Here is a 23,668-nt window from a genome sequence, read left to right as displayed (position 1 = left end):
ATGACCACGCCCTCCACCTCCAGCACCGCCGCCAGCCGCACGGGCGGCCAGATCCTGGTCCAGCAGCTCATCACCCATGGCGTGAAGCAACTCTTCTGCGTGCCCGGTGAAAGCTACCTGGCCGTGCTGGATGCGCTGCACGACGCCGACATCGCCGTCACCGTCTGCCGCCAGGAGGGGGGCGCGGCCATGATGGCCGAGGCCCAGGGCAAGCTCACGGGCCAGCCCGGCATCTGCTTCGTCACGCGGGGGCCGGGGGCCACCAATGCCTCGGCTGGCGTGCACATCGCGCACCAGGACTCCACGCCGTTGATTCTGTTCGTGGGCCAGGTGGCGCGGGGGGCGCTGGGGCGCGAGGCCTTCCAGGAGCTGGACTACAGCGCCGTCTTTGGCACCATGGCCAAGTGGGTGGTGCAGATCGACGACCCGGCGCGCGTGCCCGAACTCATTTCGCGCGCCTTCCACGTCGCCACCTCGGGCCGGCCTGGCCCCGTGGTGGTGGCCCTGCCCGAAGACATGCTGACCGAGGCAGCGGTGGTGGCCGATGCGCTGCCCTACCAGGTGGCTGAAACCCACCCCGGCGCCACGCAGATGGCCGAGCTGGCCGAGCGCCTGCGCGCCGCGAAGCAGCCCGTGGCCATCCTGGGCGGCAGCCGCTGGTCCGAGCAGGCGGTTCGTGAGTTCACGGCCTTTGCCGAGGCCTGGTCGCTGCCCGTGTACTGCTCGTTCCGCCGGCAGATGCTGTTCCCGGCCAACCACGCCTGCTACGGCGGCGACCTGGGCCTGGGGGTGAACCCCAAGCTGCTGGCGCGCATCCGCGCGTCGGACTTGGTGCTGGTGGTCGGCGGGCGCCTGTCCGAAGTGCCCTCCCAGGGCTATGAGTTGTTCGCCATTCCCAACCCCGTGCAGCCCATCGTGCACGTGCATGCCGACGCCGATGAACTGGGCCGGCTCTACCGTCCCGCGCAACCGATCCATGCCACGCCCCAGGCCTTCACTGCGGCGCTGGCCACGGTACGCCCCACGGCCGCCGTGCCCTGGCAGGCCCATGCCGAGGCCGCCCATGCCGAGTACCTTGCCTGGAGCGATACCACCCCCATCCGCATCCCCGGCGAGCTGCAGATGGGCCAGGTGATGCAGCACCTCAAGGAGGTGCTGCCAGCCGACACCATCTTCTGCAACGGCGCAGGCAACTTCGCGACCTGGATCCACCGCTTCTGGCCCTTCACCACCTTTGCCAGCCAGCTGGCGCCCACCAGCGGCTCCATGGGCTACGGCCTGCCGGCCGGCGTGGGCGGCAAACGCCTGTGGCCGCAGCGCGAGGTGGTGATCTTCGCGGGCGACGGCGATTTCCTGATGCACGGCCAGGAGTTCGCCACCGCCGTGCAGTACGGCCTGCCGATCATCGTGGTGCTGCTGGACAACGCCATGTACGGCACCATCCGCATGCACCAGGAGCGCGAGTACCCGGGCCGCGTGAGTGCGACTGCCCTGAAGAACCCCGATTTCAAGGCCTATGCCCAGGCCTTCGGCGGCCATGGTGAGCGTGTCACGACCACCGAGGAATTCGCCCCGGCCCTGGCCCGTGCGCGCGCCAGCGGCCTGCCCAGCGTGCTGCACTGCCTGATCGATCCCGAGGCCATCACGCCCACGGGCACGCTGCAGGGGATGCGCAACGCGGCACTCGCCAAGAAGTAATTCCGCTGCCCCAACCCTGTTGTCGGCTGGGCGGCTGATAGCAGGGTGGCGGCCCTTTTGCGCACAATGGAGGCCGTGACCTCCCCACTGCCCGACGAACCTTCCGCGCCGCGCCTGCGCCGCATCGCGCACCTGGACATGGATGCCTTCTTCGCCTCCGTGGAGCTGCTGCGCTACCCGCAGCTCAAGGGCCTGGCCGTGGTGATCGGCGGCGGGCGTCGCAAGGTGGACGAACTGCTGCACCAGACGCCCGACGGCGAAGGCCTGCGCGAGCCGCATTTCATCCCGGTGGCCGACTTTCCCCTGCTCAAGGACTATGTGGGCCGCGGCGTCATCACCACGGCGACCTACGCGGCGCGGCATTTCGGCGTGGGCTCGGCCATGGGCATGATGAAGGCGGCCAAACTCTGCCCCCAGGCCATCGTGCTGCCCGTCGATTTCGACGAGGTGCGCCGCTTCTCGCGCCTGTTCAAGAGCACCATCACCGACATCGCGCCCGTGATGCAGGACCGGGGCGTGGACGAGGTGTACATCGACTTCACCGACGTGCCCGGCGGCCAGCGCGAAGGAGGCCGGGTGCTGGCCCGGCTGATCCAGAAGAGCATCTTCGACGTGACGGGGCTGACCTGCTCCATCGGGGTGGCGCCCAACCGGCTCTTGGCCAAGATGGCCAGCGAGTTCAACAAGCCCAACGGCATCTCCATCGTCTACGAGGACGACCTTGAGACGAAGATCTGGCCGCTCAACGTGCGCAAGATCAATGGCATCGGCCCCAAGGCCGGCGAGAAGCTCGCGACCCTGGGCATACAGACCATTGGCCAGCTCGCCGCGCAGGACCCGCAATGGCTCATCGAGCGCTTCGGCAAGTCGAGCGGCGCCTGGATGCACCGCGTAGCCTGGGGCCGCGACGACAGCCCCGTGGTCACCGAGAGCGAGCCCGTGAGCATGAGCCGCGAGACCACCTTCGACCGCGACCTGCACGCCGTGCGCGACAAGGCCGAGCTCGGCCGCATCTTCACCGACCTGTGCGAACGCGTGGCCGGAGACCTGCAGCGCAAGGGCTATGTGGGCAAGACCATCGGCATCAAGCTGCGCTACGACGACTTCCGGATCGCCACGCGCGACCAGACGCTGGACCGCTACACCCAGGACGCGGCCACCATCCGCCGCACGGCCGGCCTGTGCCTCAAGCGGGTGCCGCTGGACCAGAAGCTGCGTTTGCTGGGCGTGCGCGTGGGCACGCTGGAGCGCGAGGGCGAGGTGCCCGACGGCCCGCCCGAACCACGCGCCCCCAGGGCACGCGAGGCCGACCCGCACACCCGGCCGCTGTTCTGAGGGCCGACGGGCGGGGGGCTTGACGAAGTCTTACGTCAAACTTACATTGACCATTCCTCTGGCGGGAGATGGTCATGACGCTCAACGAGCTCCAGCGCATCAAGCAGTGGCATGTGGAACACCGGGTGGAGCATCCGCTGGAATACCACCTGTGGGATCTGGTGCTCACGCTCTGGCTCATGGGCTGGGTGGGCTGGCTACCCGCCTGTGCCTTTGGCGAGGCCTGGGCCATGCCCCTGTGTTTTGCCGGAACCCTGTTGCCCAGCCTGTATGTGGCGTGGCGCACCCGTGCACACCGCCTGCACCGATTGCGATGCGATTGGCTCGGCAATGGATAGGGGCTACTGTAAGGCGACGCAATGACGCTGGCGCTCTGCCAAGGCTGGTATCGGCGTTCCATCGCGCTATCGCACATGGCGTATGCAACTGGCACGACTCAGGCCAGTGCCCCCGTGCAAGGGCCGCCCCGCCGCACTGGGGGCGTCCCCCTCCCAGATTGCGAAGCAATATGAGAGAGGGGGAAGGCGCGAAGCGACTCAGGGGGAGTCACTGCCTTGCCGTGCGCACGTTGCCCGGCAGGGCCTGCGGGTGGCTGGTGCGCAGCGGGTTGATGTCCAGCCCGCCGCGGCGTGTGTAGCGCGCGTAGACGGTGAGCTTGAGCGGCTTGCAGCGCGTCCACAGGTCCATGAAAATGCGCTCCACGCACTGCTCGTGGAACTCGTTGTGGTTGCGAAAGCTCACCAGGTACCGCAGCAGGCCTTCCTGGTCGATGGGTGCGCCGGTGTAGCGGATCTGCACGCTGCCCCAGTCGGGCTGGCCGGTCACCAGGCAGTTGCTCTTGAGCAGGTTGCTGGTGAGCACTTCAGTGACGGCGGGTTCGTCGTGCACGGCATGCAGCAGCTCGGGTGCGGGCTGGTACTGCGTGCACTCCACGTCCAGGCGGTCCAGGCTCAGGCCGTCGAGCTCGTGCACGGGTTCCTGGTCAAACAGTTCTGGCAGCAGCAGCCGCACGCCCACGGTGGCCGGGTGTTCGGCACCGCGCCACACGGCCTCGCTCACGTCGGCACGGATGCGCGCCTGCACCTCGGAGGCATCGGAAAAACGGGTGTTGTTGAAGCTGTTGAGGTAGAGCTTGAACGACTTGCTCTCGACGATGTTCGGCGTCTCGCAGGGGATGGTGATGTGCGCCAGCGCCACCTGCGGCTTGCCGCGCTGGTTGAGCCAGGACAGCTCGAACGCTGTCCACAGGTCGGCTCCGAAAAAGGGCGGTGCGGTGGTGACGCCGATCTCGGCGCGCTTGCCCGCGCGCGGGATGGGGAACAGCAGCGAGGCATCGTACTGGTCCACATAGGCCGAGGCCTTGCCCAACTGGGATTGTTCGGGGGTGTTGTCGTTCATGGAGGGATCCCTTGGTGGCGAGCCTGCGGCGTGCCCGCAGGACTGGCGGCAGGCCTTTGGTTACTTGAATTCGCGTTCGCGCAGCCACTTGGTGGCAATCCACTTCTCGCCGGCGATCACGGGCGCGCCGCCGTGCAGGGTGCGGGTGGAGGGCGCTGCGCGCTCGTAGCTGAAGAACACGGCATTGCCGCGCTGCGGGCCGACTTCGACATGCACGTCGGGGAAGGTGGTGCCGCCGCCTTTTTCGGGCGTGTTGAGGTACATCACCAGGGTGCCCACGCGCTGGCCGCCGCGCTTGAGGATGGTCGCGGTACCGGGCTCGCCCGGGTCGAAGTAGTCGTAGTGCGGCTTGTATTCGGCGCCGGGGCGGTAGTGCAGCACCTGCAGGCCCTCGCCATTCTCGATCGGCCAGTCCAGCAGGCGGGCGATGCGCTCCTCGATGCGCTGCACCACGGGATTTTCGCCGCGCTGGAAGAACATGCCGTCGCTGGTGCGGTCGTCGTTGACTTCCTCGCCGCCGGTCTTGGTGGCCACCGTGAGCGAGCGCGCCATGCGCGGCTCGGCAGCGGCGATCAGGGCATCGCACTCTTCCGGCGAGAGCAGGTTGCCGAAGACCACGATGCGCGGCTTGGCCATCGCCAGCAGAATGCTCACCATGCGGTCGCCGGCATCGATCTGGGCGGGCGATTCACCCATCAGGGGCTCGGGCACCTTCACGGCGGACGGCTGGCCCTGCTGCTCGGCCAGGGCATTGAGGTGGTCCTGCAGCGTGATTTCCAGCGCCTCGGCGGCTGTGTCCTCGTTCCAGCCGGCATCGCGCATGGACTGCAGCACCACGGGTGCGGCAAAGCCGGCCTCGGCCTGCTCGATGATCCAGCGGCGCAATTCGGGCGTGATGGCCTGGCGTGCCGCTGCGGCGGTGGTTGCGGTGGATGGCGACTGTTCGGAAGACGATGCCATGGCAGATCTCACTCGTTGGTCTTGCGCCGGAACACCAGGCGCTCGGGTTCTGAGGCGGCGGGAGCAAAAGTGTAGCCTTCCAGGTCAAAGCCCTGGAGGGCGTGCGGGGTCGCAAGGCGGTGGGTCACGGCGTAGCGCGCCATCAGCCCGCGTGCGCGCTTGGCGTGGAAGCTGATGATCTTGTAGGCGCCACCCTTCCAGTCCTCGAACACGCATTCGACCACGCGCGCCTTGAGGGCCTTGGTGTCCACCACCTTGAAATACTCCTGCGAGGCGAGGTTCACCACCACCGGCGTGGTGTCGGCCCGCAAGCGCTTGTTCAGGTGCTCCGCGATGCGGCTGCCCCAGAACTGGTAGAGGTTGCTGCCGGCATCGGTGGCCAGGCGTGTGCCCATCTCCAGGCGGTAGGGCTGCATCCGGTCCAGCGGGCGCAGCATGCCGTACAGGCCGCTCAGAATGCACACATGGTCCTGCGCCCATTGCAGGTCTTCGCTGTCCAGCGTGCGCGCATTCAGGCCTTCATAGACATCGCCATTGAAGGCCAGCAGGGCCTGGCGCGAGTTGGCGGCGGTAAAGCGCGGCCTGAAGGCCTGGTAGCGCGCCACATTCAGGGCCGCGAGCGGGTCGCTCAGCGACATCAGGGTGGCGATGTCCTGGTGCGACTTCTCGCGCAGCACCTTGATCAGGGCCGTGGATTGGGCCACGAACTGCGGCAGCGTGTGCGGCATGTCCGGCGGCAGCGGGGTTTCATAGTCCAGCGATTTGGCGGGAGACAGCAGGAACAGCATGGAGGCGTGGTGGTTCGTCGAGGTCGAACAGAAGGAAAGTGAGACACCGAGGTCGTGGCCGCAAGGATACCGGCATCGGCCGTGCGCCAGCGCAAAGGCGGGGCCCAAAAAGCAAGAAGGCGGCCGAGGCCGCCTTCTTGCTTGCTCACCGCATCAAGCTGCTGGAGGCTGCTCGAACGGGAGTTTCATGGCCGAGAGGTCGCGGCGGGTTTCCACCAGCACCAGCGGGCCCTCATCGGCCACCACCACCTGCGGACGCTCGCGCGGCACATGGATGGGCTTGGGTTCCGCCGCGATAGCGGCCTGCACGGCAGCGATCTTTGCGGCATCGGAGTTCACCCACTGCAGGCCCGACGATTCGGCGACCTGCTGCAGGTCATCCAGCGGCAGCGTGAACGCCTGCACACGGGGCAGACCCGCTGCGGGGGCCGGCGCTGCCACGGGGGCGGCGGCTGCAGGCGCAGGGGCCGCTACAGGTGCTGCCACAGGTGCTGCCACAGGTGCTGCTATGGGGGCGGGGGCCTGTACCACCGGTGCAGGGGCTGCCACGACAGGTGCGGCAGCAGGAGCCGGGGCCGGTGCGACGGGGGCGACGGCCACAGGGGCAGGGACGCTCTCTTGCACTGCAGCCGCGACAGGTGCCGCCACGGGCGCTGCGGCTTCGGTGGCGGCAGCAGGGGCTGCTGCGCTGAAGTAGCTGCGGCGCGGTGGCTCGTCCTGGGGCTCTGCCGTTGCTGCGGCCGGGACATTCGAGGTATCGAAGTCCAGCAGGGGGGCTGCCGGTGCTGCGGCGGCTTCGGCGCCGTCGCGTGGACCGCGCTCACCGCGTTCACGGCGGTCACGGCCATAGCGGTCGCGCGAGCGGCGCTCACGGCGCTGCTCTTCAGTGCCTGCGGCTGCGGACTCGTTGCCCGTCAGGTCCAGATCGGGCAGCAGCGCCAGCGGCGAGGTGTCGGCAAAGTCGCCTGCCGGTGCAGCGGCTTCCGTGCCCTCGGCGTTGCGGGGCGAACGCTCGCCACGTTCGCGGCGGCCGGAGCCGTCGCCGCGCTCGCGGCGGGGGCCGCGCTCGCCACGTTCACTGCGCGGTGCCTGGCCGGCGGCGGCGTCGGAGCCACTGCCGATCGGGCCTTCCACCTGGGCACCGGCGACTGCCGCTGCCTGCTCGCCATTCAGGGCGGCGCCATTGGACTGGTTGCGGCCTTCGCTGTCGTTGCGGCCACCACGGCCGTTGCGGCCGCCGCGTCCGTCACGTCCCTCGCGGCCTTCACCCTCGGGGCGGCGCTCGCCGCCTTCGCGCGGTGGGCGGCTGCCCTGGACTTCGGCGTCGCGGGGTGCACGGCCTTCGGCCGGGCGTTCGCCACGGCGGCCACGTCCTTCTGTGGCGCCATCGCGGTTGCCGCCTTCACGGCCGCCACCTTCGCGCTGGCCATCGCTGCGGCCGGGCGCATCGCGGTTGCTGCGGCGTCCGCCACGGCCTTCGCCGCGGCCATCACGGCGGGGTTCGCGGGCGGTGGTTTCCGCGGCGGGTGCGGCTGCTGGTGCAGGGGCCGCCACCGGTGCAGGTGCTGCCGCCGGTGCGCCACCAAAGCCGAACAAGCCCTTGATGAAGGCAAGAATCCCTTGCTCCTGAGGTGCAGCAGGCGCTGCCGCAGCGGGTGCCGGTGCGGGCATGGGCGCAGCAACTGGCGTGGCCGCAGGGCGCTGGCCCTGGCCGGCGCGCGGTGGGCGGGCCGCGCCTTCGGGGCGGGGCTCGACCTGCGGTGCCGGTGCGTCGGGCAGCACGCCCTTGATCACCGGGGTCTGCTTGTTGGTGGGCTCCTGCGAGCGGCGCGTCACGGCCGTGGGGTCTTCCACTTCTTCGGCGAGCTTGTAGCTGGCTTCGATGTGGTCCAGGCGCGGGTCGTCGTGCTTCAGGCGTTCCAGGCGGTAGTTGGGGGTTTCCAGCGTCTTGTTGGGAACCATCAGCACGGCCACGCGTTGCTTGAGCTCGATCTTGGCGATTTCGGTGCGCTTTTCGTTCAGCAGGAACGAAGCCACTTCCACCGGCACCTGACAGTGCACGGCGGCCGTGTTGTCCTTCATCGACTCTTCCTGGATGATGCGCAGGATCTGCAGCGCCGAGGACTCGGTGTCGCGGATGTGGCCCGAGCCGCCGCAGCGCGGGCAGGGGATGGACGAGCCTTCGGACAGCGCGGGCTTCAGGCGCTGGCGGCTCATTTCCATGAGGCCGAACTTGCTGATGGTGCCGAACTGCACGCGGGCGCGGTCTTGGCGCAGCGCGTCGCGCAGGCGGTTTTCCACTTCGCGGCGGTTCTTGCTCTCCTCCATGTCGATGAAGTCGATCACGATCAGGCCGCCCAGGTCGCGCAGGCGCATCTGGCGGGCCACTTCGTCGGCGGCTTCCAGGTTGGTGCGGGTGGCGGTTTCCTCGATGTCGCCGCCCTTGATGGCGCGGGCCGAGTTCACGTCCACGCTGACCAGCGCTTCGGTGTGGTCGATCACGATGGCGCCGCCCGAGGGCAGTTGCACGGTGCGGGCGTAGGCCGATTCGATCTGGTGCTCGATCTGGAAGCGGCTGAACAGGGCGGCGTCGTCGCGGTAGCGCTTCACGCGGGCGGCATGCTCGGGCATGACGTGCGCCATGAACTGCTGCGCCTGTTCGTAGATGTCGTCGGTATCGATGAGGATGTCACCGATATCGTTGTTGAAGTAATCGCGGATCGCGCGGATGACGAGGCTCGATTCCTGGTAGATCAGGAAGGCGCCCTTGCCACCCTTGGCAGCGCCGTCGATGGCGTTCCACAGCTTGAGCAGGTAGTTCAGGTCCCACTGCAGCTCGGGCGCGGTGCGGCCGATGCCGGCGGTGCGCGCGATGATGGACATGCCATTGGGGTACTCCAGCTGGTCCATCGCCTCCTTGAGCTCGGCGCGGTCCTCGCCCTCGATGCGGCGCGAAACGCCACCGCCACGGGGGTTGTTGGGCATCAGCACCACGTAGCGGCCGGCCAGCGAGACGAAGGTGGTCAGGGCCGCGCCCTTGTTGCCGCGCTCTTCCTTTTCGACCTGGACCAGCAGTTCCTGGCCTTCGCGGATCACTTCATTGATGCGCGCCTGGCTGGGCGAGACGCCCGGGGCGAAGTAGCTGCGCGAGATTTCCTTGAACGGCAGGAAGCCGTGGCGGTCTTCGCCGTAGTCGACGAAGCAGGCTTCCAGCGAGGGCTCGACGCGTGTGACGACGGCCTTGTAGATGTTGCCCTTGCGCTGTTCGCGCCCTTCGATCTCGATCTCGTAGTCGAGGAGCTTTTGTCCGTCGACGATGGCCAGGCGCCGCTCTTCGGGCTGCGTGGCGTTGATGAGCATCCGCTTCATGATGCGTTTCCTTCTTGTGTTTCGCGGAGGGCAGCGGCGCAGCCAACACAGCTGCAGCGGGCTGCCACCCGCAGTTCCAAAACAATGAACAAGCTCTACAGGAGCTGTGAATGCCTGGACTGACGCATCGAAACGAAGGGAATTGCCGGGGATGCCGAAAGCCTGCCGCGCGTTAGCGCGGCAGCGAAAGGCAGGGGCGCATGGAAGGGGGCGAGTGGGAGAGGCGCAGTTTTGCCACGAACAAGGTGGCTGGTTGCGCTGGCCGGACGGATGTTGCAGGCAATTGCGCGCGCATGGCCAGGGGCATGCGCCACCGCCACAAGGTCACAATCCAAGCCATCAACAACCACATGCTCGCTTCGATCCGCTGACAGACCCTGCCCTGGTGGGGCGCATCTGCCAGCTTGGGGGATTCCGTATCAGTGTTTCAATCTGTCAGCCCGCCGGCTGGCACCCAGGCCATTGCAGGCATCTGGCCTGCAATCTGCGTGGGCGACACCCGCTGGCATCGACCTGCCTGCGCCCGTGTTGTGATCGCGTGGACTAAACTCCAGACAAATCAACCACTTACACAGCAACGCGCAGGTGAAACACATTATAGGGGGCAAACCGCCGTCCGGCCCCGCCCCGGCTTCCAACCCGCCCGCCGCCCGGCTCGTCGAGGTCGATGAGGACTCTGCAGGCCAGCGCCTCGATAACTTTTTGATACGCCACCTCAAGGGCGTGCCCAAGACGCATGTCTACCGCATCATCCGCAGCGGCGAGGTGCGCATCAACAAGGGCCGCGCCAGCGCCGATACCCGCGTGGAAGCGGGCGATCTGGTGCGCCTGCCGCCCGTGCGCATCTCCGAGAAGGTGGCCGAGAAGGCCGAGCGGCCTGCGCCCGCGCGCGAATTCCCCATCCTGCTCGAAGATGAGCACGTGATCGCAATCGACAAGCCTGCGGGTGTGGCCGTGCATGGCGGCAGCGGGGTGAGCTTTGGCGTGATCGAGCAGCTGCGCCAGGCGCGACCCACCGCGAAGTTCCTGGAGCTGGTGCACCGGCTGGACCGGGACACCTCGGGCATTTTGCTGGTGGCCAAGAAACGCTCGGCGCTCACGCACCTGCAGGACCAGTTCCGCGAGCGCGAAACCGGCAAGACCTACCTGGCGCTGGTCACCGGGGTGTGGACCGCCAGCAACAAGGTCATCGACCTGCCACTGCACAAGTATTTGCAGGCCGATGGCGAGCGCCGCGTGCGCGTGACCACGGCCGACGACCCTGACGGCATGCGCTCGATCACCCTGGTCAAGGTGCGCCAGGCCGTGCCGGCGCGCCAGGAACAGGGCCTGCCGGCCATGACGCTGCTGGAGGTGACGATCAAGACCGGGCGCACGCACCAGATCCGGGTGCACTTGGCGAGCCAGGGCCACGCCATCGTCGGTGACGACAAGTACGGCGATTTCGAGTTGAACAAACGCTTGCAGAAGCTGGGCATGCGGCGCATGTTCCTGCACGCGTGGCGGTTACAGTTCAACCACCCGGCCAGTGGCGAGCGCGTGGCGCTCAACGCCCCACTGCCGCCCGAGCTGGCCGATTTCGTACCCTCTGCCTGAGTGCCTTGCCCCATGCGTCCCACGTCCCGCCCCCGCCGTTTCGACCTGATTGCCTTTGACTGGGATGGCACCCTGTTCGACTCCACGCAGATCATCGTGCGCTGCATCCAGGCGGCCGTGAAGGACGTGGGCGGCACCGTGCCCACGGACCAGGCGGCCTCGTACGTGATCGGCATGGCCCTGATGCAGGCGCTGGCCCATGCCGCGCCCGACGTGCCGCCCGAAAAGTACCCGGAGCTGGCCAATCGCTACCGTTTTCACTATGTGCAACACCAGGACGACCTGAGCCTGTTCGAGGGCGTGCTGCCGATGCTGGCCGACCTGCGCGATGCCGGGCACCTGATCACGGTGGCCACGGGCAAGAGCCGGCGCGGCCTGGACGATGTGCTGCATTCCAAGGACCTCAAGGGCGTGTTCGACGGTTCGCGCACGGCCGACCAGACGGCCGGCAAGCCCCACCCGCTGATGCTGCAGGAGCTGATGGCTGAGTTCGACGTGCTGCCCGAGCGCGTGCTCATGATCGGCGACACCACGCACGACCTGCAGATGGCGCTCAACGCCGGCTGTGCCAGCGTGGGCGTGAGCTATGGGGCGCACGAGCCCGACGCCTTCCACGTGCTGCAGCCGCTGGCCGTGGCGCATTCGGTGCGCGAGCTGCACGACTGGCTGCGGGCCAACGGATAGCCTCTTCATCGGTCACTTTCTTCATCTGCCACTGCCGTTGTCCTCCCATGAGCACTGCCGAGCCTGCCTCCATTCCCTTGTGCAACAGCGCCGATCTGGTGGATGGCGGGCTGGCGGTGCCCTTTGATGTGAAATACGCGGGCCAGACCTGCAGGGCCTTTGCCATTCGCTACAGCGGGGCGCCGCATGCCTACCTCAACCGCTGCACGCATGTGGCGATGGAGATGGACTACCAGCCCGACCGGTTTTTCGACGATTCCGGCAACTGGCTGCTGTGCGCCACGCATGGCGCGGCCTACCTGCCCGACACGGGCCAGTGCGCGGGCGGGCCGTGCAGGGGCGGGCTGGTGAAGATAGCCCTGTCGGAGTCCGATGGTGCAGTGCACTGGCATACTGCATACAACCTCCAGCCCGTCGAGTTTTAGGGGCGTTCCCTGGCTCGTCCTGTTTTTTGCATATTTGCCTGTGGCGGCCTGCCCGCCAAGGGCCGCATGGTGTCTCAAAAGGCCTGAAATGACCGATCCCCAACAGCCTGGAATCCCGGGTTCCGACAAGAATTTCCCCCCGTCGCAGGACCTGTGGTCGCAATCAGCCGCCCCGTCCGGCGCCCGCGCGGCTGTGCAGGAGCCTGGGTGGGAGCGCGCCACGCTGGAGAAGCTGGCCTTTGCGGCCCTCAGCGAGCAGCGCTCGGCCCGCCGCTGGAAGATCTTTTTCCGCTTTGCCTGGTTGCTGCTGATCGTTGCGCTGGCCTGGGGCGCCATGCGCCAGGCATCGACCGGCGCGAGCAAGAGCACGCCGCACACGGCGGTGGTGGACATCAAGGGCGAGATCGCCTCGGGTGCCGAGGCCAGTGCCGAGTTCGTGGTGGCCGCCATGCGCAGCGCCTTCGAGGACGAAGGCTCTCAGGCCGTGGTGCTACTGATCAACTCGCCGGGCGGCAGCCCGGTGCAGGCCGGCATCATCAACGACGAGATCGTGCGCCTGAAGGTCAAGTACAACAAGCCCGTGTATGCCGTGGTCGAGGAGACCTGTGCCTCGGCCGCCTATTACATCGCTGCGGCGGCGGATGAAATCTTCGTGGACAAGGCCAGCATCGTGGGCAGCATCGGCGTGCTGATGGATGGCTTTGGCTTCACCGGCATCATGGAAAAGCTCGGTGTCGAGCGCCGCCTGCTCACGGCAGGCGAGAACAAGGGGTTCCTCGATCCCTTCAGCCCCCAGACCGAAAAGCAGCGCGAATACGCGCAGGCCATGCTCAACCAGATCCACCAGCAGTTCATCGGCGTGGTGAAGGCTGGCCGGGGCGACCGGCTCAAGGTCACGCCCGAAACCTTCAGCGGCCTGTTCTGGACCGGCCAGCAGGCCGTGGAGATGGGCCTGGCCGACAAGCTCGGCAACCTCGACTACGTGGCGCGCGAGGTGGTCAAGGCCGAGGAGATCATCGACTACACGCGCCGTGACAACGTAGCCGAGCGCCTGGCCAAGCGCTTCGGCGCGGCCATGGGCATCGGCGCCGCCAAGGCGATGATGTCTGCCGGGCCGCAGCTGCGCTGATCAGGAATCCAGTCCGCCAGCCTTGCGCTGGCGCGATCCGTCTTCCAGGATGGTGTCGTCGGCCAGCAGCTTGCCGGATTCGTCCCACTGCTTGCGCGCTTCCAGCCGCGTGCTGCCCCGGTTGTCGGGTGCCGTGTATCGGTCTTCCTGGGCCACGCGGCCATTGGCGTGGAACTGCTGCTGAATGCCGGTGCGCTGCTGCTGTTCGGTGAGCAGTTCCCGGCGCGTGAGCCGGCCCTCGTCATCGCGCAGTTCGCGCTGGATGCGGGTGGACTCCCCGATGCCGGTCATCGTCGAGCGTTCGCGTGCCGCCCCGTTGAGGTACCAGCGCTCAAGCAGCGCTTCGCGCCCATCGGCATAGCCATGCTGTTCGATCAGCTGGCCCGTGCTGCCAAAACGGCGCAGGCTGTGCAGCGGGCCGCGCGTGTCGCGCAGGAAGCGCTGCTCATCTGGCGTGAAGATGCGCTCTTCGCGCAGCACGCTCTTGCCGCCTTCGGTGAAAAAGCTGCGGTGCACGCGCCGCCCTTCCTCGTAGAGCATCTGCTGCGCCACCACGCCATCGCTCGTCCATTCGGTGGACAGCAGCAGCCGGCCCTGGTCGTAGCGCACCTGGCCGGCCTTGGTGCCAGCACTGGTATACAGCGGGGTGTCCGCAGCGCCTTCGAAGCCGCAGGGCTTGCGGTCTTCGGGCAGGACGCTGGCGCGCGGGCACTGCAGCCGCGTGGGCTGGCCGGCGGCGTTGTATTCGATGACGAACTGCTCCTGCCCTCCCGTATGGAAAGAAAGGCGTTCGGGCCGGCCATTGGCATCGAAGCGGCGCACGGCCCCGACCGTGCTCCCGTTCTCGGCGAATTCCTCGCGCTTGAGTTGACCATTGGGCCAGAACTCGGCCACGCGGCCCTGGCTGTTGCCGCGCTCGTTCACGCTGCGCTCGCGCGTGAGCTTGCCTTCGCGGTCGAAAAAGCGCTCCCGGCCCAGGTACTTGCCGTCCTTGAGTTCCTGCTCGCGCTGCAGCTGGCCGGTGTTTTCGTCGCGGCAGCGCAGCAAGCCGGTCAGGCCCGCGGTCTCGGCGCCGTTGGACGGGTTGACGCTCTTGCCGTTGAATTCGCAGCGGACGATGGCGTGTGCGCCCGTGGCACAGGTGCCCAGGGCAAGGAGCAGAAGGGCTGCTGAGAGGCTTTGCATGGCATGGAGCGGGCTCAGCGGCCCAGGGCAAACACGATGGGGGTGCGGTTGCTGGGTACCAGGGGCTGGGCGCGCCACTTGCGCACGAGCTGGCTGCGGATCTGGGCGCTGGGCAGCGTCAGGCCACTGGCCAGTGCCAGGCGGGTGTGGGGCTGAAGGGTCTGCACCAGGGCTTGCCAGAGCGCGGGGTTGCGGTAGGGCGTCTCGATGAACAGCTGGGTCTGGCCGGTCTTGAGGGCCAGGGATTCGAGCTCGCGGATGCGCTGCGTGCGTTCCTGCCCGTCCTGTGGCAGGTAGCCGGCAAAGGCAAAGCTCTGGCCGTTCAGGCCGCTTGCGGCCAGGGCCAATAGCAGCGAGACTGGGCCGACCAGTGGCACCACGAGAATGCCCAGGTCGTGCGCGGCGCGCACCACGGACGATCCCGGGTCGGCCACGGCCGGCATGCCCGCTTCACTGACCAGGCCCATGGCGTGGCCGGCCAGTGCCGGGGCCAGCAGGGGCTTGGCGTCGAACGTGGCGGAGCCCTTGTCGCCGTGGTCGCCTTTCTTGTGCACCTCGCGTGGCAGCTCGGTGATTTGTTGCTGCTGCAGAGGTGTTGCCAGTGGGTGCAGGGCATCGATGCGCTTCAAGTATGCGCGGGTGCTCTTGGCGTTCTCGCAGATCCAGTGGGTGAGCAGCGCGGCCTGCTGCAGGGTGCCGGCGGGCAGGGCGTCCTGCAGGGGGGCTTCCACCTCGCAGCCGAAGTCCAGCGGTGCGGGCACCAGGTACAAAGTGCCGCTGGCGGCTGCGCCGGTCGGTGCGTCCATGGGCGTGGCGGGGCGGGTGCTCATGGCAGAACCACTCCGGCAGCGCGCAGCATGCGGCAGGTGCGGATCAGCGGCAGGCCGATGAGGGCTGTGGGATCGTCGCTGTGGATGGCGTCGAGCAGTGCGATGCCCAGGCCCTCGCTCTTGGCGCTGCCGGCGCAGTCGTAGGGCTGCTCGGCGCGCAGGTAGCGCTCGATTTCATCGTCCGACAGGTCGCGAAAGCGCACTTCCACGGGGGCGATGTCCACCTGCTCGAAGCCGCTGGCCTGGCATACGGTGGCCACGGCGGTCTGGAAGATGACTGTCTGTCCGCGCATCTGGCGCAGTTGCAGCACGGCGCGCTCATGGGTGCCGGGCTTGCCCAGCGGCTGGCCGGCCAGGTCGGCCACCTGGTCGGAGCCGATGACCACGGCCTCGGGATAGAGGTGTGCCACGGCCCGGGCCTTGGCCAAAGCCAGGCGCAAAGCCAGATCGCGCGGGGCCTCGCCCGGGCTGGGGGTTTCGTCCACCTCGGGAGAGGCGACCTCGAAAGGCAGGTTCAGGCGCGAGAGCAGTTCGCGGCGGTAGCGCGAGGTGGAGCCCAATACCACAGGGCGTTGCAGGGCAGGGGATTGATGCATTCGCTGATTCTCTTACACTGCCGCCATGACCAAGGAATTCTCAGTGGACCGGCTCGACGTCAAAGCGTTTGCTTTGGCCGGCGCGCGCCTGGCCGGCCATGATTCCCTTTTGAAGTATGAGCGCCTGGCCCAGGAGGCCCGGGGGCTGCACCCCGACCTGCTGGTGGACTGGCAGGCGCAGGGGGAAGTGCGCACGGCGCTTGGCGGCGCAGGCCAGGTGTGGCTGGTGCTCAAGGTGCGTGCGTCCTTTCCCATGGAATGCCAGCGCTGCCTCACGCCGGTGGATGTGCCGCTGGAGGTGGACCGTGCGTTTCGCTTCGTGGCCGACGAGGCCACCGCCGAAGCCCTCGACGACGAGAGCGAAGAGGACTTGCTGGCGATGACCCGTGAGTTCGACCTGCACGAGTTGATCGAGGACGAATTGCTCATGGCGCTGCCCGTGGTGCCCAAGCATGACGAGTGCCCGACGGCTGTGCCGCTGGCATCGACGGACGATGACTTCGAGGCGGCAAGCGCCGACAAGCCCAATCCTTTTGCAGCGTTGGCAGGCCTCAAGAAAGACCGCAAGGGAGACTGAATCCATTTGGGATATAATCGAGGGCTTCGCGCGAATCCCTCGTGTCTTCTATGGGCTCATCGCGTATTTACCAACCTATTTAAGACCAGGAGCCATCATGGCCGTTCAGCAAAACAAAAAGTCCCCTTCCAAGCGCGGTATGCACCGCTCGCACAATGCCCTGAATGTGCCAGGCATTGCAGTGGAGCCCACCACCGGCGAAACCCACCTGCGCCACCACATCAGCCCCAACGGTTTCTACCGCGGCCGCCAGGTGCTCAAAAACAAGTCTGAAGCCTGATCTTCAGTACCCTTCAAAGGCCCGTAGCTACGGATTCTGTAGCGCGGGCCTTTGTTTTGACCGTTGTATCCATCTTCCGGCCAGCGCAGTTGGTCGGACAAGTCGCCCATGATCACACTGGCTGTTGACTGCATGGGGGGCGATCACGGCCCCCGCGTCACGCTCGCGGCGTGCCGTCAGTTCCTTGGCAATCACCCGGATGCCCGCTTGCTGCTGGTCGGCCTGGCGGACAGCCTGAAGGATTTTTCCCATGACCGCGCCACCATCGTCCCTGCCACCGAGGTGGTGGCCATGGACGATCCGGTCGAGGTGGCCCTGCGCCGCAAAAAAGACTCTTCCATGCGCGTGGCCATCCAGCAGGTCAAGGATGGAACTGCGGGGGCGGCGGTTTCTGCTGGCAATACCGGCGCCCTGATGGCCATTGCGCGCTATCTGCTCAAGACCCTGGACGGCATTGATCGGCCTGCCATTGCCACCCAATTGCCCAATAACCAGGGGCGCGCCACCACGGTGCTCGACCTGGGTGCCAATGTGGACTGCTCGGCAGAGCATCTGCTGCAGTTCGCGGTGATGGGTTCGGCCCTGGTGTCGGCCTTGCGCGATGATGGCGGCGAGCCCACCGTTGGGTTGCTCAATATTGGTGAAGAGATCATCAAAGGCAGCGAAGTCATCAAAAAAGCGGGTGAACTGTTGCGATCTGCTGCCGAAGCGGGCGATCTCAATTTCTACGGCAACGTCGAAGGCAATGACATCTTCAAGGGCACGGTGGACATCGTGGTCTGTGACGGATTTGTCGGCAACGTGGCGCTCAAGGCCAGCGAAGGGGTGGCTGCGATGGTGATAGGAGGGCTCAAAAATGAGTTTTCTCGCAACATTTTCACAAAAGCTGCTGCTATCGTTGCCTATCCGGTGCTAAAGGCGCTCATGATCCGCATGGACTACCGGCGCTACAACGGCGCGGCACTTTTGGGGCTGCGCGGACTGGTGTTCAAGAGCCATGGCTCGGCCGATGCCATGGCCTTCGAGCAGGCCTTGAACCGGGCGTATGATGCAGCCCGCAACAACCTGCTCGACCGTGTCCGGACCCGGATTGCGCATGCGGCGCCGCTCTTGGCCCCCGCCGATGCCCAGCCCAGGCCTGCTGCGGCGACGACGACACATTAATGAGACGCTATTCCCGCATAACCGGCACTGGCAGCTATCTGCCACCGCGCCGGCTCACGAATGCCGACCTCGTGGCCGAGTTGGCCCGCGATGGCATCGAAACCTCGGACGAGTGGATCGTTGAGCGCACGGGGATCCGGGCGCGGCATTTCGCCGCCCCTGATGTGACGGCCAGCGACCTGGGTCTCGAAGCTGCTCGCAATGCCTTGCAGGCTGCGGGCCTGCAAGCGCAGGACATCGACCTGATCATCGTCGCCACGTCCACGCCGGACATGGTGTTTCCCTCGGTCGCTTGCATCCTGCAGCACAAGCTGGGTGCCAATGGCTGCCCGGCGTTCGATGTGCAGGCCGTGTGCAGTGGTTTTGTCTATGCACTGGCCGTGGCCGATTCGATGATCCAGACCGGCGCGGCGAACCGTGCCCTGGTGATTGGCGCCGAAGTCTTCAGCCGCATCCTCGACTTCAAGGACCGGACCACCTGCGTGCTGTTCGGTGATGGTGCCGGTGCCGTGGTGCTGGAGGCGTCCGAGACGCCCGGCATCCTGTCGAGCGACCTGCATGCCGATGGCAAGCATGTCGGCATCCTGTGCGTGCCGGGCAATGTCTCGGGCGGCCAGGTGCTGGGCGACCCGGTGCTCAAGATGGACGGCCAGGCCGTGTTCAAGCTGGCCGTGGGCGTGCTGGAAAAGGCCGCCCATGCCGCTCTGGCCAAGGCCGGCATGACCGAAGCCGATGTGGACTGGCTGATTCCCCACCAGGCCAACATCCGCATCATGCAGGGCACGGCCCGCAAGCTCAAGCTGTCGATGGACAAGGTGGTGGTCACGGTGGACCAGCATGGCAACACCTCGGCAGCGTCGATTCCCCTGGCGCTCGACCACGCGGTGCGCAGCGGGCAGGTCAAGAAGGGTGAAACGCTGCTGCTCGAAGGCGTGGGCGGTGGATTCACCTGGGGTGCTGTGCTCCTGAAGCTGTAGCCCGCCGCCTTTGGGCGGCCTGCAGAACCCGATTCCTCTTATCTATCTGTGCTGGCATGAAGTCATTTGCATTTGTTTTTCCCGGGCAGGGCTCGCAGTCGGTCGGCATGCTCGATGGCTGGGGTGACCACCCTGCGGTTGCCGAGACCCTGCGCGAGGCCTCGGATGCCCTGGGCGAGGACATTGTCCTTTTGATCAGGGAGGGCCCCAAGGAGGCGCTGGCCCTGACAACCAACACGCAGCCCGTGATGCTGGCCGCCGGTGTGGCGGCATGGCGCGTGTGGCGTGCCGAAGGCGGTGCGGCGCCCGTCGCGCTGGCGGGGCACTCGCTGGGCGAGTATTCGGCGCTGGTTGCTGCGGGCGTGCTGACGCTGTCGCAGGCTGCGCCCCTGGTGCGCCTGCGTGCTGCCGCCATGCAGGAGGCCGTGCCCGTGGGAACCGGTGCCATGGCAGCCATCCTGGGCATGGATGCAGCCAAGGTCATCGCCGGTTGCGCCGAAGCGGTAGCCACATTTGGCTCTGGCAGCGCCGAGGTGGTGGAGGCTGTGAACTTCAATGACCCCATCCAGACCGTGATCGCGGGCACGAAGGCGGCGGTGGACAAGGCCTGCGAGGTGCTCAAGGCCGGCGGCGCCAAGCGTGCGCTGCTGCTGCCGGTGTCGGCGCCTTTCCATTCAAGCCTGATGAAGCCCGCAGCCGACAAGCTGCGCGAGGCCCTGGCTGCGGTAGTGCTGGCAGCGCCCGCCATTCCCGTGGTCAACAACGTGGATGTGGCAGTGCACAGCGATGCCGACGCGATCCGTGATGCCCTGGTGCGCCAGGCCTTTGGTGCCGTGCGCTGGGTGGAGTGCGTGCAGGCGCTCAAGGCGCGCGGCGTGACGCACATTGTGGAGTGTGGCCCGGGCAAGGTGCTGGCGGGCCTGACCAAGCGCATCGACCCCGAGCTGGTTGGTGCCGCAGTATTTGACACGGCCTCGCTGGCCGAAGCATGGGAGTTGCTGGCATGACGGAAACTGTTCAACCCACCCAGGTGGCCCTGGTCACTGGCGCATCGCGCGGCATTGGCGCGGCAATCGCGCTGGAGCTGGCCGTGCGCGGCTACCAGGTCGTCGGCACGGCCACCACCGATGACGGCGCTGCCCGCATTTCTGCGGCCCTGGCGGCCTATCCTGGCTCCAAGGGGGTCAATCTCAACGTGAACGACGGTGCGGCCATCGAGGCCACCATCGATGCCATCGTGAAACAGCAGGGTGGCCTGCATGTGCTGGTGAACAACGCCGGCATCACGCGCGACACCCTGGCCATGCGCATGAAGGACGACGATTGGGATGCGGTGCTGGACACCAACCTCAAGGCGGTCTTTCGCGTGAGCCGCGCCGCCATCCGTCCCATGATGAAGCAGCGCTTCGGGCGCATCATCAGCATCACCAGCGTGGTCGGTGCATCGGGCAACCCAGGCCAGGCCAACTACGCTGCCGCCAAGGCCGGCGTGGCCGGCATGACGCGCGCACTGGCGCGTGAACTGGGCAGCCGCAGCATCACCGTGAACTGTGTGGCCCCTGGTTTCATCGAAACCGACATGACCGCCGGACTGCCCGAAGAGCAGCAAAAAGCGCTGCGCACGCAGATCGCTTTGGGTCATCTGGGCAAGCCTGAGGACATCGCACACGCGGTCGCCTACCTCGCTTCACGCGAGGCTGGCTATGTGACTGGGCAGGAGTTGCATGTCAATGGCGGCATGTACATGTAATTGTTGAAAGATAACGCCGGTTCATCCGGACGGCGGGCTGCTGAGGGGCTTCTCCTTAAGCGGCTAGAATCGCGGATTCATTCACAACCCCCAGAGGGAAACCATGAGCGATATCGAAGCACGCGTCAAAAAAATCATTGCCGAACAACTCGGTGTGGAAGAGTCCCAAGTCACCAATGAAAAGGCCTTCGTGGCAGACCTCGGTGCCGACTCGCTCGACACGGTGGAACTGGTGATGGCCTTGGAAGACGAGTTCGGCATCGAGATCCCCGACGAAGACGCCGAGAAGATCACGACGGTGCAAAACGCCATCGATTACGCCAACACCCATCAGAAGGCCTGAGCCGGCGCACTGCGCCTGACTTGAGCGATCAGCAGAAGGTTTTTACGCATGAGCCGTCGTCGCGTTGTCGTGACCGGCCTGGGTTGCGTCAGCCCCGTGGGAAACACGGTGGCCGATGCCTGGGCCAATGTCCTCGCTGGAAATTCCGGCATTGACCTCATCACCAAGTTCGATGCGTCGAACTTTTCCTGCAAGATCGCAGGGGAGGTCAAGGGGCTTGACCTGGAGTCGTACATCAGCGCCAAGGACGCGCGCGCGATGGACGCCTTCATCCATTTCGGCATTGTCGCGGCAGCGCAGGCCATACAGGATGCGGGGCTGCCCACCGGAGAGGCGCTGGACGACGAGTTCGCCACGCGCATCGCCTGCGTGATCGGATCCGGAATCGGCGGCCTGCCGCTGATCGAGGACACCCATGCCGAGCTGACCAACCGCGGACCACGGCGCATCACGCCGTTCTTCGTGCCGGCATCCATCATCAACATGGTGGCGGGCCATGTGTCCATGCGTTTTGGCTTCAAGGGCCCGAATCTGGCTGTGGTGACGGCCTGCACGACGGGCCTGCACTGCATTGGCGAAGGCGGCCGCATGATCGAGTACGGCGATGCCGATGTCGTGATTGCCGGCGGCACGGAATCCACGGTGTCACCGTTGGGCATTGGTGGCTTTGCTGCGATGCGCGCGCTGTCCACCCGCAACGATGACCCTAAGACGGCCTCGCGCCCCTGGGACAAGGACCGTGACGGCTTCGTGCTGGGTGAGGGGGCTGGCGTGCTGGTGCTCGAAGAGTACGAACACGCCAAGGCCCGCGGCGCCAAGATCTATGCCGAGCTCAGCGGCTTTGGCATGAGTGCCGATGCCGGGCACATGACCGCGCCGAACATGGACGGCCCGCGTCGCGCCATGATCAGCGCCATGCGCAATGCCGGCATCAATCCCGGCGATGTGGGTTACCTGAACGCGCACGGAACCTCCACGCCCTTGGGCGACCTCAACGAGACCAATGCCATCAAGGCGGCCCTCGGCGAAGCCGCCTACAAGACGGTGATCAGTTCCACCAAGTCGATGACGGGCCACCTGCTCGGCGGAGCGGGCGGGATCGAAAGCGTGTTCACCGTGCTGGCACTGCACCACCAGAAGGTGCCGCCGACCATCAACCTGTTCAACCAGGACCCCGAGTGCGATCTCGATTACTGCGCCAACACGGCCCGTGATGTGAAGATGGACTATGCGCTCAAGAACAACTTCGGCTTCGGCGGGACCAACGGTTCCCTGGTGTTCAAGCGGGTCTGACGGCTTGATGTCAGTGCCCTTGCGGGCGCTGGCATGCTGTTTGCGGCAAACTGCAGGACGATGATGTACCTGCATTCCCCCTCCTTTCCATGAATTCCATGGCGCGCCAGGCCCCTGCCGTGCGCTTGCCCGTGCGGCGCAGCCGCGCCGTGGGCGCTGTGCTGGCCGCCGTGGCGCTGGCCGGTGCTGCGGTGCTGTGGGCCTGGTGGCTGCTGGGGGCGGGGCAGGGGGTGATCCCTGCACTGGCCGGTTTGAGCGCCTGGCTGGCCGCAGTGGCTGGTGCCTGGCACTGGTGGCTGGGCCAGTTTTGCGGAGAGTTGCACTGGGACGGCCAGCAGTGGTGGCTGGATGCGCTGCTTCCAGGCCGCTCGCCGGTGATGCTGCAAGGCGCTCCAGAGGTGCAGTGGGACCTGCAAGGCCACTTGTGGGTATGCGTCCAGGAGGCGCAAGGCCGCCAGCGCTTCTGGCTATGGTTGGAGAGCCGCCAGCAGCCCGAGCGATGGCCGGATCTGCGGCGTGCGGTATATTCGCGCGCCGGAACGGGCACTGTGAGTGCCGGAAAGTTCGCGCCGATCCACAGCCGACAGGCGTGAACCCAGAGATTCGATGACAGTCCAAACGCCGCCTCCCACACCCGACAACAGCGATCTTCTCCTGGTGGAGCGCGCGGTGGCGGGCGATCAGCGGGCCTTCGAGCTGCTGGTCATCAAGTACCAGCGCCGCATCGAGCGCCTGATCGGCCGCATGGTGCGCGACACCGACATCATCCCGGACATCGCGCAGGAAACCTTCATCCGCGCCTACCGGGCCTTGCACCAGTTCCGGGGCGACGCCCAGTTCTATACCTGGCTGTACCGGATTGCCGTCAATACCGCCAAGAAGGCGCTGATGGACATGAAGCGCAACCCGGTGATTTCAGAGAACGCCTTGAGGGGCTCTGACGATGAAGATGAAACTTCTCGTGTCGGGCATGAACTAACCAGCGACGAGACCCCTGAAACGGTGCTGGCCGCCCAGGAAATCGCCCAGGCGGTGAATGCTGCCATGGAGGCGCTGCCCGAGGATTTGCGCCAGGCGGTGACGCTGCGCGAGATCGAGGGGCTCAGTTACGAAGAGATCGCTGCTGCCATGGGCTGCCCCATCGGCACGGTGCGGTCGCGCATTTTCCGCGCGCGGGAGGCGATTTCGGCCCGCGTGCGCCCGATGCTGGAAAACCAGACGGGCAAAAGGTGGTGATGGTGCGGTGTACGGCAAGGGTAAAGCAGTGTCTGGTGACGGATATGCAGGTGAG

Annotated in this window: 24 protein-coding genes; 17 read left to right on the top strand and 7 right to left on the bottom strand. The window is 66.5% G+C overall.

The genetic code is table 11. The features are described 5' to 3' along the window. From ACSQ3Y_RS26750 to ACSQ3Y_RS26740, 3 genes are all read left to right on the top strand, one after another. Nucleotides 1-1,698 carry a thiamine pyrophosphate-binding protein gene (locus ACSQ3Y_RS26750; RefSeq protein WP_436179401.1) on the top strand — a complete coding sequence of 566 codons (1,698 nt, stop codon included), beginning with the start codon at nt 1-3 and terminating at the stop codon, nt 1,696-1,698. A gap of 66 nt (nt 1,699-1,764) precedes the next feature. Further along, complete coding sequence (locus ACSQ3Y_RS26745; RefSeq protein ID WP_436179400.1) at nt 1,765-3,033, top strand: Y-family DNA polymerase; 1,269 nt, start codon at nt 1,765-1,767, stop codon at nt 3,031-3,033. Between the two features lie 74 nt (nt 3,034-3,107). Further along, nucleotides 3,108-3,371 carry a hypothetical protein gene (locus ACSQ3Y_RS26740; RefSeq protein ID WP_057202555.1) on the top strand — a complete coding sequence of 88 codons (264 nt, stop codon included), beginning with the start codon at nt 3,108-3,110 and terminating at the stop codon, nt 3,369-3,371. Nucleotides 3,372-3,579: 208 nt separating this feature from the next. Here ACSQ3Y_RS26740 and queF read toward each other — a convergent pair whose 3' ends face one another. The 4 genes from queF to ACSQ3Y_RS26720 form a co-directional block, all read right to left on the bottom strand. Beyond that, nucleotides 3,580-4,431 (bottom strand): NADPH-dependent 7-cyano-7-deazaguanine reductase QueF, encoded by an 852-nt coding sequence (gene queF, locus ACSQ3Y_RS26735; RefSeq protein WP_436179399.1) that lies wholly within the window; start codon nt 4,429-4,431, stop codon nt 3,580-3,582. A gap of 60 nt (nt 4,432-4,491) precedes the next feature. Continuing rightward, the gene (locus ACSQ3Y_RS26730) at nt 4,492-5,391 is read right to left on the bottom strand and encodes a 2OG-Fe(II) oxygenase (RefSeq protein WP_057202086.1); all 900 of its coding nucleotides are present in this window, start codon (nt 5,389-5,391) and stop codon (nt 4,492-4,494) included. 8 nt (nt 5,392-5,399) lie between these two features. Beyond that, on the bottom strand, nt 5,400-6,179 hold the full coding sequence (gene yaaA / locus ACSQ3Y_RS26725; protein ID WP_436179398.1) for a peroxide stress protein YaaA: 780 nt from the start codon (nt 6,177-6,179) through the stop codon (nt 5,400-5,402). A 153-nt stretch (nt 6,180-6,332) separates the two neighbouring features. Further along, nucleotides 6,333-9,548 (bottom strand): Rne/Rng family ribonuclease, encoded by a 3,216-nt coding sequence (locus ACSQ3Y_RS26720; RefSeq protein ID WP_436179397.1) that lies wholly within the window; start codon nt 9,546-9,548, stop codon nt 6,333-6,335. 585 nt (nt 9,549-10,133) lie between these two features. Between ACSQ3Y_RS26720 and ACSQ3Y_RS26715 the strand changes: the two genes are divergently transcribed. The 4 genes from ACSQ3Y_RS26715 (at nt 10,134) to ACSQ3Y_RS26700 (ending at nt 13,382) form a co-directional block, all read left to right on the top strand. Continuing rightward, nucleotides 10,134-11,144 (top strand): RluA family pseudouridine synthase, encoded by a 1,011-nt coding sequence (locus tag ACSQ3Y_RS26715; RefSeq protein WP_057202089.1) that lies wholly within the window; start codon nt 10,134-10,136, stop codon nt 11,142-11,144. A 12-nt stretch (nt 11,145-11,156) separates the two neighbouring features. Further along, nucleotides 11,157-11,828, top strand: coding sequence for an HAD family hydrolase (locus ACSQ3Y_RS26710; protein ID WP_057202090.1), 672 nt, complete (start codon nt 11,157-11,159; stop codon nt 11,826-11,828). Between the two features lie 47 nt (nt 11,829-11,875). Continuing rightward, a complete protein-coding gene (locus ACSQ3Y_RS26705) occupies nt 11,876-12,253 on the top strand; it encodes a Rieske (2Fe-2S) protein (protein WP_057202091.1) in 378 nt (125 codons plus the stop codon). 88 nt (nt 12,254-12,341) lie between these two features. Then, nucleotides 12,342-13,382 carry a S49 family peptidase gene (locus ACSQ3Y_RS26700; protein WP_436179396.1) on the top strand — a complete coding sequence of 347 codons (1,041 nt, stop codon included), beginning with the start codon at nt 12,342-12,344 and terminating at the stop codon, nt 13,380-13,382. Here ACSQ3Y_RS26700 and ACSQ3Y_RS26695 read toward each other — a convergent pair whose 3' ends face one another. Genes ACSQ3Y_RS26695 through ACSQ3Y_RS26685 form a run of 3 tightly spaced genes read right to left on the bottom strand, consistent with a single transcriptional unit; the run spans nt 13,383 to nt 15,993 of the window. Further along, nucleotides 13,383-14,567: a toxin-antitoxin system YwqK family antitoxin gene (locus tag ACSQ3Y_RS26695; protein ID WP_436179395.1), complete on the bottom strand. Its 1,185-nt coding sequence runs from the start codon at nt 14,565-14,567 to the stop codon at nt 13,383-13,385. It abuts the gene before it with no gap. 14 nt (nt 14,568-14,581) lie between these two features. Continuing rightward, the gene (locus ACSQ3Y_RS26690; protein ID WP_436179394.1) at nt 14,582-15,397 is read right to left on the bottom strand and encodes an SAM-dependent methyltransferase; all 816 of its coding nucleotides are present in this window, start codon (nt 15,395-15,397) and stop codon (nt 14,582-14,584) included. Beyond that, nucleotides 15,394-15,993 (bottom strand): Maf family nucleotide pyrophosphatase, encoded by a 600-nt coding sequence (locus tag ACSQ3Y_RS26685; RefSeq protein WP_427999678.1) that lies wholly within the window; start codon nt 15,991-15,993, stop codon nt 15,394-15,396. The genes ACSQ3Y_RS26690 and ACSQ3Y_RS26685 overlap by 4 nt, the downstream gene beginning before the upstream one ends. A 25-nt stretch (nt 15,994-16,018) precedes the next feature. Here ACSQ3Y_RS26685 and ACSQ3Y_RS26680 point away from each other — a divergent pair, with 25 nt between their 5' ends. The 10 genes from ACSQ3Y_RS26680 to rpoE all read left to right on the top strand — a co-directional run bounded on the left by ACSQ3Y_RS26680 (nt 16,019) and on the right by rpoE (nt 23,613). Continuing rightward, on the top strand, nt 16,019-16,570 hold the full coding sequence (locus ACSQ3Y_RS26680; protein WP_436179393.1) for a YceD family protein: 552 nt from the start codon (nt 16,019-16,021) through the stop codon (nt 16,568-16,570). A 97-nt stretch (nt 16,571-16,667) separates the two neighbouring features. Further along, a complete protein-coding gene (rpmF, locus tag ACSQ3Y_RS26675) occupies nt 16,668-16,850 on the top strand; it encodes a 50S ribosomal protein L32 (RefSeq protein ID WP_005794249.1) in 183 nt (60 codons plus the stop codon). Between the two features lie 108 nt (nt 16,851-16,958). Beyond that, complete coding sequence (gene plsX / locus ACSQ3Y_RS26670; protein WP_057202096.1) at nt 16,959-18,014, top strand: phosphate acyltransferase PlsX; 1,056 nt, start codon at nt 16,959-16,961, stop codon at nt 18,012-18,014. After that, nucleotides 18,014-18,991, top strand: coding sequence for a beta-ketoacyl-ACP synthase III (locus ACSQ3Y_RS26665; RefSeq protein ID WP_057268439.1), 978 nt, complete (start codon nt 18,014-18,016; stop codon nt 18,989-18,991). The genes plsX and ACSQ3Y_RS26665 overlap by 1 nt, the downstream gene beginning before the upstream one ends. A gap of 56 nt (nt 18,992-19,047) precedes the next feature. Then, nucleotides 19,048-19,998 carry an ACP S-malonyltransferase gene (gene fabD, locus ACSQ3Y_RS26660; RefSeq protein WP_436179392.1) on the top strand — a complete coding sequence of 317 codons (951 nt, stop codon included), beginning with the start codon at nt 19,048-19,050 and terminating at the stop codon, nt 19,996-19,998. Further along, nucleotides 19,995-20,741, top strand: coding sequence for a 3-oxoacyl-ACP reductase FabG (gene fabG / locus ACSQ3Y_RS26655; RefSeq protein WP_179681603.1), 747 nt, complete (start codon nt 19,995-19,997; stop codon nt 20,739-20,741). Before fabD ends, fabG begins: the two co-directional genes overlap by 4 nt. Before the next feature lie 103 nt (nt 20,742-20,844). Next, complete coding sequence (gene acpP, locus ACSQ3Y_RS26650; RefSeq protein WP_003058049.1) at nt 20,845-21,084, top strand: acyl carrier protein; 240 nt, start codon at nt 20,845-20,847, stop codon at nt 21,082-21,084. Nucleotides 21,085-21,132: 48 nt separating this feature from the next. Then, nucleotides 21,133-22,377, top strand: a complete 1,245-nt coding sequence (fabF, locus tag ACSQ3Y_RS26645) for a beta-ketoacyl-ACP synthase II (RefSeq protein ID WP_179681602.1) — start codon at nt 21,133-21,135, stop codon at nt 22,375-22,377. Nucleotides 22,378-22,466: 89 nt separating this feature from the next. Next, nucleotides 22,467-22,970 carry a hypothetical protein gene (locus ACSQ3Y_RS26640; RefSeq protein WP_436179391.1) on the top strand — a complete coding sequence of 168 codons (504 nt, stop codon included), beginning with the start codon at nt 22,467-22,469 and terminating at the stop codon, nt 22,968-22,970. 13 nt (nt 22,971-22,983) lie between these two features. After that, nucleotides 22,984-23,613, top strand: coding sequence for an RNA polymerase sigma factor RpoE (rpoE, locus tag ACSQ3Y_RS26635; RefSeq protein WP_179681600.1), 630 nt, complete (start codon nt 22,984-22,986; stop codon nt 23,611-23,613). Nucleotides 23,614-23,668: the final 55 nt, after the last annotated feature.

The sequence above is a fragment of the Acidovorax sp. LjRoot66 genome, assembly GCF_964253305.1.
In the GTDB taxonomy this organism is placed as follows: domain Bacteria; phylum Pseudomonadota; class Gammaproteobacteria; order Burkholderiales; family Burkholderiaceae_C; genus Acidovorax.
This window is presented reverse-complemented; position numbering and strand designations above follow the sequence as displayed.

Bases quoted from the DNA above. Each gene is read 5' to 3' on its own strand.
- fabF (WP_179681602.1), top strand. From the start codon at position 21,133: ATGAGCCGTCGTCGCGTTGTCGTGACCGGCCTGGGTTGCGTCAGCCCC.
- yaaA (WP_436179398.1), bottom strand. From the start codon at position 6,179: ATGCTGTTCCTGCTGTCTCCCGCCAAATCGCTGGACTATGAAACCCCG.
- ACSQ3Y_RS26700 (WP_436179396.1), top strand. From the start codon at position 12,342: ATGACCGATCCCCAACAGCCTGGAATCCCGGGTTCCGACAAGAATTTC.
- ACSQ3Y_RS26730 (WP_057202086.1), bottom strand. From the start codon at position 5,391: ATGGCATCGTCTTCCGAACAGTCGCCATCCACCGCAACCACCGCCGCA.
- ACSQ3Y_RS26690 (WP_436179394.1), bottom strand. From the start codon at position 15,397: ATGAGCACCCGCCCCGCCACGCCCATGGACGCACCGACCGGCGCAGCC.
- ACSQ3Y_RS26695 (WP_436179395.1), bottom strand. From the start codon at position 14,567: ATGCAAAGCCTCTCAGCAGCCCTTCTGCTCCTTGCCCTGGGCACCTGT.
- ACSQ3Y_RS26640 (WP_436179391.1), top strand. From the start codon at position 22,467: ATGAATTCCATGGCGCGCCAGGCCCCTGCCGTGCGCTTGCCCGTGCGG.
- queF (WP_436179399.1), bottom strand. From the start codon at position 4,431: ATGAACGACAACACCCCCGAACAATCCCAGTTGGGCAAGGCCTCGGCC.
- acpP (WP_003058049.1), top strand. From the start codon at position 20,845: ATGAGCGATATCGAAGCACGCGTCAAAAAAATCATTGCCGAACAACTC.
- ACSQ3Y_RS26705 (WP_057202091.1), top strand. From the start codon at position 11,876: ATGAGCACTGCCGAGCCTGCCTCCATTCCCTTGTGCAACAGCGCCGAT.
- fabG (WP_179681603.1), top strand. From the start codon at position 19,995: ATGACGGAAACTGTTCAACCCACCCAGGTGGCCCTGGTCACTGGCGCA.
- ACSQ3Y_RS26750 (WP_436179401.1), top strand. From the start codon at position 1: ATGACCACGCCCTCCACCTCCAGCACCGCCGCCAGCCGCACGGGCGGC.
- rpmF (WP_005794249.1), top strand. From the start codon at position 16,668: ATGGCCGTTCAGCAAAACAAAAAGTCCCCTTCCAAGCGCGGTATGCAC.
- plsX (WP_057202096.1), top strand. From the start codon at position 16,959: ATGATCACACTGGCTGTTGACTGCATGGGGGGCGATCACGGCCCCCGC.
- ACSQ3Y_RS26680 (WP_436179393.1), top strand. From the start codon at position 16,019: ATGACCAAGGAATTCTCAGTGGACCGGCTCGACGTCAAAGCGTTTGCT.
- ACSQ3Y_RS26710 (WP_057202090.1), top strand. From the start codon at position 11,157: ATGCGTCCCACGTCCCGCCCCCGCCGTTTCGACCTGATTGCCTTTGAC.
- ACSQ3Y_RS26740 (WP_057202555.1), top strand. From the start codon at position 3,108: ATGACGCTCAACGAGCTCCAGCGCATCAAGCAGTGGCATGTGGAACAC.
- ACSQ3Y_RS26665 (WP_057268439.1), top strand. From the start codon at position 18,014: ATGAGACGCTATTCCCGCATAACCGGCACTGGCAGCTATCTGCCACCG.
- rpoE (WP_179681600.1), top strand. From the start codon at position 22,984: ATGACAGTCCAAACGCCGCCTCCCACACCCGACAACAGCGATCTTCTC.
- ACSQ3Y_RS26685 (WP_427999678.1), bottom strand. From the start codon at position 15,993: ATGCATCAATCCCCTGCCCTGCAACGCCCTGTGGTATTGGGCTCCACC.
- fabD (WP_436179392.1), top strand. From the start codon at position 19,048: ATGAAGTCATTTGCATTTGTTTTTCCCGGGCAGGGCTCGCAGTCGGTC.
- ACSQ3Y_RS26720 (WP_436179397.1), bottom strand. From the start codon at position 9,548: ATGAAGCGGATGCTCATCAACGCCACGCAGCCCGAAGAGCGGCGCCTG.
- ACSQ3Y_RS26745 (WP_436179400.1), top strand. From the start codon at position 1,765: ATGGAGGCCGTGACCTCCCCACTGCCCGACGAACCTTCCGCGCCGCGC.